Annotated in this window: 9 protein-coding genes and 6 tRNA genes; 11 read left to right on the forward strand and 4 right to left on the reverse strand. The window is 39.0% G+C overall.

The window, feature by feature from the left end; genetic code table 11:
- Positions 1-120 precede the first annotated feature (120 nt).
- The 11 genes from pgsA to H4J67_RS11300 all read left to right on the forward strand — a co-directional run bounded on the left by pgsA (position 121) and on the right by H4J67_RS11300 (position 9,021).
- Entirely contained in the window at positions 121-708 is a 588-nt protein-coding gene (gene pgsA, locus H4J67_RS11250; RefSeq protein WP_070373704.1) for a CDP-diacylglycerol--glycerol-3-phosphate 3-phosphatidyltransferase, read from the forward strand.
- Positions 709-845: 137 nt separating this feature from the next.
- Positions 846-921, forward strand: a tRNA-Gly gene (locus tag H4J67_RS11255).
- Positions 922-970: 49 nt separating this feature from the next.
- A tRNA-Cys gene (locus tag H4J67_RS11260) sits at positions 971-1,044 on the forward strand.
- Between the two features lie 93 nt (positions 1,045-1,137).
- A tRNA-Leu gene (locus H4J67_RS11265) sits at positions 1,138-1,223 on the forward strand.
- 92 nt (positions 1,224-1,315) lie between these two features.
- Positions 1,316-1,391: transfer RNA gene (locus H4J67_RS11270), tRNA-Gly, on the forward strand.
- Positions 1,392-1,449: 58 nt separating this feature from the next.
- Positions 1,450-1,525: transfer RNA gene (locus tag H4J67_RS11275), tRNA-Gly, on the forward strand.
- A 125-nt stretch (positions 1,526-1,650) separates the two neighbouring features.
- A tRNA-Leu gene (locus tag H4J67_RS11280) sits at positions 1,651-1,736 on the forward strand.
- Between the two features lie 270 nt (positions 1,737-2,006).
- Complete coding sequence (locus tag H4J67_RS11285) at positions 2,007-3,338, forward strand: MFS transporter (protein WP_182171880.1); 1,332 nt, start codon at positions 2,007-2,009, stop codon at positions 3,336-3,338.
- Between the two features lie 383 nt (positions 3,339-3,721).
- On the forward strand, positions 3,722-6,121 hold the full coding sequence (locus H4J67_RS11290; RefSeq protein WP_182203764.1) for a TonB-dependent receptor: 2,400 nt from the start codon (positions 3,722-3,724) through the stop codon (positions 6,119-6,121).
- 135 nt (positions 6,122-6,256) lie between these two features.
- Complete coding sequence (locus H4J67_RS11295) at positions 6,257-8,215, forward strand: tetratricopeptide repeat-containing sulfotransferase family protein (protein WP_259368577.1); 1,959 nt, start codon at positions 6,257-6,259, stop codon at positions 8,213-8,215.
- A 116-nt stretch (positions 8,216-8,331) separates the two neighbouring features.
- Positions 8,332-9,021 (forward strand): glycerophosphodiester phosphodiesterase family protein, encoded by a 690-nt coding sequence (locus H4J67_RS11300; protein WP_220463224.1) that lies wholly within the window; start codon positions 8,332-8,334, stop codon positions 9,019-9,021.
- Positions 9,022-9,216: 195 nt separating this feature from the next.
- Here H4J67_RS11300 and H4J67_RS11305 read toward each other — a convergent pair whose 3' ends face one another.
- From H4J67_RS11305 to H4J67_RS11320, 4 genes are all read right to left on the reverse strand, one after another.
- Complete coding sequence (locus H4J67_RS11305) at positions 9,217-9,687, reverse strand: FKBP-type peptidyl-prolyl cis-trans isomerase (protein WP_182203766.1); 471 nt, start codon at positions 9,685-9,687, stop codon at positions 9,217-9,219.
- Between the two features lie 308 nt (positions 9,688-9,995).
- Positions 9,996-10,514 carry a CC0125/CC1285 family lipoprotein gene (locus H4J67_RS11310; protein WP_182203768.1) on the reverse strand — a complete coding sequence of 173 codons (519 nt, stop codon included), beginning with the start codon at positions 10,512-10,514 and terminating at the stop codon, positions 9,996-9,998.
- Positions 10,515-10,526: 12 nt separating this feature from the next.
- On the reverse strand, positions 10,527-11,276 hold the full coding sequence (locus H4J67_RS11315) for a hypothetical protein (protein ID WP_182203769.1): 750 nt from the start codon (positions 11,274-11,276) through the stop codon (positions 10,527-10,529).
- On the reverse strand, positions 11,273-11,764 hold the full coding sequence (locus H4J67_RS11320; RefSeq protein ID WP_182203771.1) for an RNA polymerase sigma factor: 492 nt from the start codon (positions 11,762-11,764) through the stop codon (positions 11,273-11,275). The genes H4J67_RS11315 and H4J67_RS11320 overlap by 4 nt, the downstream gene beginning before the upstream one ends.
- Positions 11,765-11,822: the final 58 nt, after the last annotated feature.

Genomic DNA, 11,822 nt, shown 5'->3' on the forward strand with positions numbered 1-11,822 from the left:
GTAATAAACCCACCTTTGTTGTCTATACTTATTATTGCTATTTTTTGATAAAAATTTACGTCTCTGCCTGTAATGTGTAGAATGCGGTAACGCTTGTTGCTTTAGTAGTAAAATAAATTTATGTGGACCATTCCAAATCAAATCACCATGTTTAGGATAGTATTAATACCTGTTTTTTTAGTGGTATTTTATTTACCAGTATCATGGAATCATTTCGGCGCATTTGCCGTATTCTGGCTTGCTGCTATTAGTGATGCTCTTGATGGCTATCTAGCACGTAAATTAAACCAATCTTCAGCATTTGGCGCCTTTATCGACCCAGTAGCTGATAAATTAATGGTTGTTGCTGCTTTAGTGCTACTTATTCAAGATTATCAACTGTGGTGGATTTCAATTTCAGCAATATTAATGATTGCTCGTGAAATTTTTATTAGTGCCTTGCGTGAATTTATGTCTTCACGCGGTAAACGCGATGAAATTGCTGTTTCTCAAATGGGGAAATATAAAACAGCTGCGCAAATGCTAGGTATTATGGGATTAATTTGGCAACCTGATTATGATATTCCACTAATTCTGTTTAATTTTCCACATGAAATATTAATGTTTATCGCTTACAGCTTTTATGCGATAGCCACAGTGCTTACTTTTTGGTCAATGCTGGCCTATTTTAAAGTAGCTTGGCCAGAGTTGGCGAAACAAAATAGCTAGAAAATGATATATTTAGTTAAAAAAACGTCAAATTAGCCGCTTTTTGAGCAGTCAAAACAAAATTGAAATTAAACTGTTGACTCCAAATAATTTCAATGTAGAATGCGTCCCAAGTTGACAGGGAGTCAACAGATGAAGCGGCTGTAGCTCAGCTGGTAGAGCATCACGTTGCCAACGTGAATGTCACGAGTTCGAGTCTCGTTAGCCGCTCCAAGTTTGATTTATAATAATTTTTTTAAATTATTATCTATTCAAAGAATTCGGCGGGTTGGCAGAATGGCTATGCAGCGGATTGCAAATCCGTGGACCTCGGTTCGACTCCGGGACCCGCCTCCAATACTTATTTATAAGTTTTGGATGTATGAAGGAGTTAGTTTAAATACTAAGAAGTAGGGAGCCAATCACTACTATAAAAAATAATTATCCGATGCCCGGGTGGTGGAATTGGTAGACACAAGGGATTTAAAATCCCTCGCTCATAGAGTGTGACGGTTCAAGTCCGTCTCCGGGTACCACTTCTCTTAATGAAGTAAAGTGGATAATTAGATGGTGTGTGTTGGCGCATGCAGATAAAATGTAAACCTTGTTTGTAGTAACAAGTTATGAAGCGGCTGTAGCTCAGCTGGTAGAGCATCACGTTGCCAACGTGAATGTCACGAGTTCGAGTCTCGTTAGCCGCTCCAAATTTTATTAAAGAAAAGAAAAACTTAAGTAATGGTATTATATTACTTAATCTACGAAGCGGCTGTAGCTCAGCTGGTAGAGCATCACGTTGCCAACGTGAATGTCACGAGTTCGAGTCTCGTTAGCCGCTCCAATATTTAAGCAGAAAATTTACGTTAAAATATTTATTTAGTGTTTAAATAAACTAGATAGTAGAAATCTCTTAGTAATTAAGGGTTAGTAGGGAGCCAATCTCTACTTTAAAAAGAATTATCCGATGCCCGGGTGGTGGAATTGGTAGACACAAGGGATTTAAAATCCCTCGCTCATAGAGTGTGACGGTTCAAGTCCGTCTCCGGGTACCACCTTTTTCTGAAATTCTTAGTTAGTTATAATCCTCCCCATTATTATAAGTCATCGTTTAGATTTTTTCTCTTGAATAAAAATCTCGTCACTTTATTTGAAAGTAGTACATCTGTAATTACTGTTAGTTTGGTATAAGGCCAATTTTTTTGGCGTATTTGACGTAAATTACTGAATAACATAGTATCATCGATTCCATAATCATTAACCCAACAGAGCCATTGTTTTATAGGAGTTCCGTTAACTATATTACAACTGTTCACAGAGAAATTATGTCTAACCGACCCCCACAGCAATTAAATATTATTATCGCCATGTATCTTGGCTATGCCGCCATGATGATTTGTCGTCAAATGGTCACTATCCTTAGTCCTGCCTTGCTTGCCGATGAAACCTTAGCCTTAACAAAAACTAATCTGGGTGATTTTGCTGCTTATGGTACTTTAGGTGCATTGGTTGGCAAGCTCATTTGGGGGCCTCTTGCTGATATTATAGGTGGGCGCTTTACTTTTTTGATTGGTATTTTTCTAACAGCGCTCTTTGTTATCGCTTTTGGACTCTCTCCTAATGTAATGGCTTTTACTGTTTTTTCATTCCTATTGTACTGTACAAAATCTTCAGGTTGGCCAGCGATGACCAAACTGGTTGGAGAATGGTATCACCCTCATCACTACGGACGAGTTTGGAGTATTATTTCTACCAGTTCTAGATTCAGTGTTGTGTTAGCGACTTTGTTCTTTGGCTGGTTATTAAGCTTTATGGATTGGCGTTCAGTCGCTTTCATCGCTGCGGCTTTTGGACTGGTTGTTTTTATTGGTTGTTATTTTTTTCTACAAGAAAAACCAGAAAACCCCAACTTTTTTAGAGAAAATCAAGGTGATCCTACTGATACCAGTGCCGAAGGTATAGCACTAGCCAAAGCAGCAAAGCAGGCAGTTGATAACAAATATAACCACCCACTTCAAGATACGAGTATGGGTGCCGGTATGTTAGCATTTATTAAAAGTCCAAGAGTTTGGCTTGTAGTGCTAATGCTAATGATGCTTACTTGTATGATGGCCTTTTTAGACTTTGTTGCCGTTTATCTTATGGAAACCTATCAATTATCTCCCTCACAAGCAGCAATGGCTTCTACTATCTTCCCCGTAGGTTCTTTGGCTGGATTGTTAGCTTCGATAGCATTTTACGACCGTTTTTCAAAAAAAGGCATTCGCACCGTATTAACGATAGCGATGACTCTGAGTTTATTGAGTATCCTGACCCTGAAGTATTTATCTTGGTTTGATTTGAGTGTTGAAGTGAATTACATTGTCGCTTTAGGTGCAATTTTCTTATTCGCCTTTTCAATTTCTCCCGCTTATTACCTACCTATGTCAATATTCTCTATCGAATATGGTGGCCCCCACAGTGCCAAGTTGGTGAGTTTTATTGATGCTTTTGGTTTTGCGGCCAGCGCAACATTTGCTTTTATCGGCGGCAGGTTAGCAGATAGTGCGGGGGGGTGGTCTAGCTTTATGAATATGCTTATATTGATTTCAGCGGTGGGTATTATATCTGTTTGGGCATTTATGCATGCAGAATATAAAGCGGCAAAGACAGGGTAAAGTCTCGTCAAGTACTGGCATTGAATGCGATAAACTCTTTAACCCTTTAAGAGTTTATCGCCCTAAGTGTAAATAAACCCCACGAGTAGTTCTAAAGGTTACTTCTTCAAAATACCGTCTTTTCACCGAAGTTTGCTGTTTATTTTAGCTATATTCAGTAATCTTTCCGATATTGTAGTATGCTACAACTCAAAAATTTCTGTGATAATAATCATTAAGTTATATTACAGATTATTTTAACGACAGAGCTGTTTACGAAAACTTTTGACGGTTTGTCGCAAAGAAGCAAAAGGCTGTCACTTGATAAGTGTTTTGCTTTGATATTGATCTATTAATTTACTTAGTATCAGCTAAGTCACAGAAAATAATCAAAGAGGATACCTATGTATCATAAAAACCGACCAGTTAAAACCGTATTGACCATGGCAATCGCTCTTGCATTGAGTAGTAGTGCCGTTCAAGCTCAAGAAAAGAGTAAAGCAGAAGACAAAAAAGTTGAGACTCAGCGCCAGATCGAAACTATAACGGTAACTTCAACTCGCCGTTCAGAAAACCAACAAGCAGTACCGCTTGCAGTTCAAGCCATTAGTGGAGCACAACTTCAGCAACTGGGTATTGACAGCTTTGAAGATTATATTGCATTACTCCCGGGTGTTAGCTCTGAAGGTCAAGGTCCTGGTAAGCAAGAAACCTATATCCGTGGTGTATCAGCCGGTCGTGCTGATGTAAGACTTGCAGGGATAGGGGGCGAGCCAAGTGTTGCTTTTTACCTTGATGAAACCCCAATTACTACTCCAGGTCGTAATATAGATTTATATGCGGTTGACTTGCAACGTATCGAAGTGTTAAAAGGTCCTCAAGGCACATTGTTCGGCGCTAGTTCACAAGCAGGTACCGTTCGCCTTATTACCAAAAAACCGGAATTGAACGAATTTAGAGCCGGTGGCGAGGTAGGTATGTCATCGACCAAGAGTGGTGGCATCAGTAATAAAACTGAAGGTTATGTCAATCTTCCTATTATAGAAGATGAGTTTGCTATACGAATTGCAGCTTATAATTCTACTGATGGTGGGTTTATTGATAATGCGCTGTCTACAACGCAATTACCATTAACTAATCCAGGACTGGGTGGCAGCGTTCCTTCATCTCGACAAGTAGTAAGTAACTCTACACTTGCAAAAGATGATTACAATGAAGCGACACACCGTGGCGTTAGAATTAGTGGCTTATGGCAGATCAACGACGAATGGGATTTGTTAGTACAGCACACAAACCAACAGCTAGATACGGAAGGTTCTTTTGAATATGATCCCTCTATCAGCACTGAAGACGACTTAAATACAGCCACTTTTTCGCCGACGGCTGGTGATGATAAAGTAGACCTTACACAGTGGACGTTGAATGGAATGCTTGGCGGCCTTGAAGTTATTTATAACGGCTCGTTCACCAACCGTACGTTCCAAGGTAATACTGACTATACTGCTTATATAGAAATAGGACCATTTGTTCCTTACTACATTTGTAGTTACCCAGGTTATGACGAATGTTTTAGTCCTGTGATGACCACTTCTGAACAGTTTGAAACAGAACGCGTTGTGCACGAAATTCGTGTTGCAACCAATGCGGAAAACCGTTTTAGAGTGATTGGTGGTGTTTTCTATGATGATCAGCAACTTAATACGTTAACTGACTTTACTTATGCGGGTTCTATTGCCGCTGGATTTTCACCAAACTTTCCGATACCGGGTGCTTTCACTAACACCGATGGCAGTGCTCGACCGCCGGGCGTAACTTATTTCAATGATTATCAATCAGACCGTGAAGAAATGTCTGTATTTGGTGAGCTTGCTTACGACGTTACTGAAGAGGTAACCGTAACAGTTGGTGCACGTCACTATAATATTGAAATGGGCTTAATGGGACAATCTCCTTTCGGTCAAAGAGCATCTGGACCAGAGGCAGATGCCGGAACCAATGTCGATTCAAGACTGGCTGGTTTAACGCCTTCAACAATATCGGGAACCATTTACAAAGCTAATATACGCTGGGAAATGAATGCTGACGCGATGTTTTATGCTACGTATTCTGAAGGCTTTAGAGGCGGCGGATTCAATCGTGCAGTTGGCACTGGTGGCATTCCCGCTACTTTTGATACCGATGATGTTGTTAGTGTTGAATTAGGCTGGAAAACAACTTGGCTTAATAATACTTTGCGTTTTAATGGCGCGATATACAATGTTGATTTCAGTGACATGCAGCAAGGCGTTCTTGATCTTAGTATCGCTAATAGCTCATTCTTTGATAATGTTGGCTCTGCTGATATCAATGGTGTTGAATTTGAACTTAACTGGGCTGCGACCGATAATGTCGACCTTTTTGGCTCATTTAGTTACATTGATTCAGAGTTGACTGATATTCCAAACACCTTAGTTAATATCACACCAGTAGGGTCTAATCTCCCTTACGCACCAGAAAATGAAGGTGTGGTTGGCGCGCGTTACTATCAAAATATCGGTGACTTTGCTGCTGTTTTTCAGGGCGTATTTAAATGGACAGACTCACGTTTTAATAGCTTAGTTGCTGCTGATCGTGTCGAGTTACCGTCTTATAATCAAGTTAACCTATCTGCCTCTATTGGAAAAGATGACTGGAAAGCAACACTCTTTATTGACAATGCTACCGATTCTCTTGGACAAGTTGCTGCGGGTTCAGCTGATAATGTCTTTAGGGTTTCGCCAACGAGACCTCGCACAGTTGGCTTTAGAATAAGCTATGATTATTAGCATTTTACATTATTTTAAAGTATTTTGAGATAAGATAGGGTCGGCGTTTAATAACGTCGACCCATTTTTTTATATATTTATAGACAATATCAACCATCTCTTGATATTTACCGAGACATTATTTTGCCAAATCAATTGAAAAACCTCCAACCAGACCAAGTTATTAAACAGTGTCAACTTTTGATTCAAAAAGGCCACTTAAGCCAAGCAGCTAAGCACCTAGAAGATATGCTTGCAGAAAATCCAGAACATATTGAAGGTGTTTATTGTCTTGCAGTCTGTCAGCGTAAACAACAAAAATATAATCTGGCTATGGCAAGTCTTGATCAAATTCTTATAAAACAACCGGACCATGGCAGGGCGCATCAAGAGCAAGGTTATACTCACAAAGCAATGGCGAACACTAGCCAAGCGATAGCATCCTTTGAAAAAGCAGTCGCCTTAAATCCCGCTTTGTTTGGCAGTTGGCGCGTATTAGCCGACCAACCTGGCTATCCAATGCGTCAGGAAGCTAAACAACGTGCTGATTGGCTCTCCAGCTTGCCGCCCGCATTAGTGTCTGTTTCTAGCTTAATATATCAAAAGCAATTACATCGCGCTGAATGGCTCTGTCGTCACTTTCTCAAAGACAATCCCCATCAACCAGAAGCTATGCGCTTACTGGCTGAGTTAGGAACAAAGTTTCAAATTCTTGACGACGCGGAATTCTTATTAGCCAGCTGCCTTGAATTTGAACCAAATTACAAAAGAGCACGCCTTGACTATGTTCATGTTCTGCATAAACGACAAAAATTTAATAAGGCACTTGAGCAAGCAAAAATTCTATTAGATTCAGACCCAAAAAATGCAACGTTTAAAATTGGTCTTGGCAATGCGCAACAAGCCACTGGAGATTTTGAAGCAGCTATAAGCACCTTTGAAAGTGTATTGGATAGCAACGCAGCTAATTATTCTATCTACTTAACTCTCGGCCATGCATTAAAAACGATGGGGCGTGTTAAAGACGCGATCCAAGCTTACCGTAAAAGCTACGAACTCAAACCTGATTTTGGTGATGCTTTCTGGAGTTTGGCCAATTTAAAAACTTACCAATTTACTTCTGATGAACGTCAGCAAATGCGCGTTCAAGAAGCAAGCGCCACTACATCGATAAATGATAAAATTCATTTTTGCTTTGCGCTTGGCAAAGATTTAGAAGACAGTGAGCTCTTTGACGAAGCCTTCTCTTTTTACCATCGCGGCAATAAACTCAAGAGCGAGCAAGACAAATTTGACAGCAAATCTCTCGAGTTATCGTTTGAATTTCAGAAAAATAATTTTGACGCTGCGTTTTTCAATCGCCATAAACAAACCGGTTGCTTTGCTGCTGATCCTATATTTATTGTTGGACTACCCAGAGCGGGGTCGACACTTTTAGAACAAATACTCTCTTCACACTCACAGGTCGATGGGACAATGGAATTGGCCAACATTATCGGTCTAGCGCATCGCTTAAATGGTCGACAAGCCACGCGGGACAACCCCAAATATCCCAGTATTCTAAACAATATATCTGCTGATGACCTTACTAAAATGGGCGAGCTGTATATTGAAGAGACTTGGCATCATCGCCAAGGAGCAATGTTTTTTATCGATAAAATGCCAAACAATTTTCGACATATTGCGCTTATCAATCTGATCTTGCCTAACGCGAAAATTATTGATGCGAGACGTGATGCTTTGTCCTGTTGTTTTAGTGGTTTCAAACAATTGTTTGGTGAGGGGCAGCAGTTTTCCTATGATCTTGAAGACATTGGACATTATTATCGCAGTTATGTTGAGTTGATGGACCATTGGGACAAAGAATTACCCGGTAAGATTTTACGTGTGCAGTATGAAGATGTGGTTGCCGATTTGGAAAGCCAAGTTAGGCGCATATTAGACTATTGTGGACTTCCTTTTGAGCAGGCCTGTATTGATTTTCACACAAATAAACGCGCTGTTCGCACACCTAGCTCTGAGCAGGTTCGACAACCTATTTATCAAAGTGGTCTTGAACAATGGCGCAATTATGAGTCTCATTTAACACCATTAAAAAAAGCACTAAAAAGCTAGGTCGGCCTTCTAAAGTGCTAGAACTGTTTTTATAGCCGTTGGCTGTTAATGAGCGCTATGCGTATTGATATCGCCGTGTTAATTATTTTACTATAGAAAACAAAGAGAAATAAATTTTGGATAAAAAGATACTAAAAATAGGACATCGTGGCGCAATGGGTCATGAACCTGAAAACACGCTAAGGTCTTTTAAAAAAGCATTAGCGTTAAATGTTGATGCAATAGAATTAGATGTATATGTATGTAAAACAGGTGAACTTATTGTTATACATGACGATAAAGTAGACAGAACAACTAATGGTATAGGCTATACTGAAGATAAAACCTTTGTTGAGTTAAGACAACTAGATGCGGGAAAAGGTGAACTTATACCTACACTTGAAGAAGTCTTGGATCTTGTTGATAAAAGCGTAATAGTAAATATAGAATTAAAGGGAAGGAGTACCGCAATTGCAACGTATCAGGTAATAGATAAATACATAAAAGAAAAGGGCTGGTCTGAGCTTGATTTTATGGTTTCTTCATTTGATCATCATGAATTAAACAAATTTAAACATTTGTATCCTCAAATACCCATCGGTGTTTTGCTTGAAGGCGTTCCTCTTTCTTATGCTGATTGTGCCGTTGAACTTAATGCGCAATCCATCAACTTAAGTCTAGATTTTATCAATCAGGACTTTGTTGATGACGCACATCAAAAAGGGTTACAAGTTTATGTTTATACGGTTAATGACTATGATGATATTGCCAAAGTAAAAAAATTAAACATTGATGGTATATTTTGTAATTTTCCCGAAAGATTATAATTAAGACTCGATAACTAACGCTAAATAGTGTGGGATTTTGTGCTTGTTTTTTCAGTCTGTTTAAGTTTGATGCTTTATTAATCCCTGGTATTATCAATAGCTTATATAGTGGCTATTACATGTTGGCAAGACCTGATCATCTGATTAAAAAAAACAGCAATGATATTTCTATCATTACTGTTTTAGATATTATATTTACTGAATGTCGAGTAGTGTCACTTCAAAAATAAGTAACGAACCGGGTGTTATTTTTCCCGCAGATTTATTGCCATAGCCTAAGCTCGATGGAATAAAAAACTTAAATTTATCACCAACAACCATTAATTGAAGACCTTCAGTCCAGCCAGGTATCACTTGGTTTAAACCAAAACTGATGGGTTCACCGCGATCAACTGAGCTGTCAAATACACTGCCATCGAGTAAAGAGCCATGATAATGCACTTTCACTTTTGAACTGGCACTTGGGTGCTTTAATCCATCACCTTTTTCCAATACTTGATATTGCAAACCAGAAGCTGTTTCAACAACATTTTCAAGGGTCTTATTTGTAGCTAAAAATTGGTTAGCTATCGCTATATTTTCAACCGCGGCATTTTTATCATTTGAACTTTTTGAAATAAAGAAAATTACCAAGGCAATAATTATAACCAATACAACATATTTCATAACTGATCCGATTAATTTGAATTATTGTGTATTCTAGCATTCGATTCTTTTACAGGTCACATTAATTTAACGTTAATATGAGTGCTATGTTTTTTATTGTGAAGTAAACGGCTGATATCTAGTGATATTAACTCAGTCAAAAGAGGTGTTTTATGCTATTTGCAGTGATGGGCCTTGAATATTTACCCTTCAGTTATAGAAAAACCTGGTAACATTCATGTTACCGGGTTTAATAGCTAGATTAACAGCTACCTCAAGTTATGTGATTACTGCTAGCGTTTACATTGACTATTATCATAGTTTTCTTTCTAATGCTTATCGAGTTTTTGTGACAAATTTTCAATCACATCAGCGGCGCTATAAGTCGATTCATTAGGCATAATGCCTTTGCCCATTCGAATCTCTAAAATACTATGCACTTCTTTACGGTTATTGCCGCTATTAAAGGCAATTCCTACTTCACTATGTGGGCGTTGGTAGGTTTCACAGTTGAATAGGCCACAACGGCGTTCAATGCGCTGTTGATGCGATAAACCAAATGCAGAGGTAACCTCTACTTTTTGAGACTCAACAAAAGTTTCTTTATTAGTCACGACAAACCAATCAAAACCTTGCTTTTGAGTAAGCTCCGCGGATCTTAATAGCGCATAATCAGCTGCATCAGCGACACTATTAGAGATGATTTTAAATTGTACACGATACCTATCACTGGTAATTTTTTGCTCACTATAACCTGATGACCCTTTAGTTGCAGGTCGGTAGTCAGGTTGGGAAGCACAAGCTGATATTAATAAAGTTACGAATAAAAAGGGAATAAATGATTTCATAATGTACCTCGGTTATTGTTTATTTGTTTGCCAGTTATTATTTATTGCTCGTTGTTCTTGAGCGCTATCCATTGCTTGTCCTTTGATCATCTCATCTATAGCGCTGTCTAGTTGTGCCTTGTTACTGGCAACACGGTAATTTTCCATATCTTGGGAAAACGCTACGTTTTTGGTGATTTTAAGCTGCCATTGCTGATTTTCTTTACAGGCAATGTTGATACTGGCCGCTTGTAAATTTATGTGCTGAAACTGTCGACAAAAACTACCTGCATGATTAGTGAAACTTAAATTAGCCATTACCTTATCACCTTGCTTTGTTGACGACATTTCGCCACTTTTTGCCTCATCTAACACTTGTGATATCTCTGCAGTAATCGCAGTTGTTTGCTCTGACTGCATTAGGGTTATTGTTCCTACGCCAAATATCATCGAAATACCTGCCGCTAAGGCGTAATGTTTTTTAAGGCGTTGGTTAACACTTTTCCAGCGTGACAAGCTAACAACATTTTCTGGCGTCTGGTTTGCTTTATTTTCAGCTATTTTTTTATCTAAGGTTTGTGCTAAAAGTAATATTCCATCAGGCATTATAGTGCTATCAATAATGGCAGCATTTTTGTCAACCCATTGATCAACTTGTGATAAGTCAGCTAAACGCATCACTAAATCGTCGTCAGTCTCTAGCGCACAACGGACCTCTTCCATTGCTTCTTCGCTCAGTTCGGCGTCTAAAAATGCACTCAATATTTCATTGTCTATTTTCATAAGCCTGCTCCTACTTGATAGGGTTTCATCATATCCATTAGTGCAACCCGTGCTCGAGATAGCCGACTCATCACTGTACCAACAGGGATCTCCATAGAAGAAGCCACTTCTTTATATGACATGCCTTGAACGGCCACTAAAGATAAAATGGCCCGTTGATCGTCAGGCAAGGTACTCATCGCTTTATTAACGTGTGCCAGCGTTTCTTTGTTGTCAAATTGTTGGTATTCATTAGCTGTTTGCGGCTCTTGAAGCTCTGGTTTGAGTACCGCATTCTGCCTAACTTTTCGTGACCGATATTCGTCAATCCAAACATTGCGACAAACTTTAAATGCCCACCTAGTTTCGTCTACTCCACTAGGCACACCTTTATTGAGTATTTTTTCTAGCGTGATTTGTACCAAATCATCTGCATCGGCAGGATTACCCGTTAAAGAGTAGGCAAAGCGTCTTAGCATTGGTAGTATATTTTCTATAGGTTTATTCATTTTTTACTCCTCTGTACTAAGTAGACGTATCTAAAAAATATTTATTCCATTAAAGGAA

It is taken from the genome of Colwellia sp. BRX10-4, from assembly GCF_014077465.1.
GTDB lineage: Bacteria > Pseudomonadota > Gammaproteobacteria > Enterobacterales > Alteromonadaceae > Colwellia_A.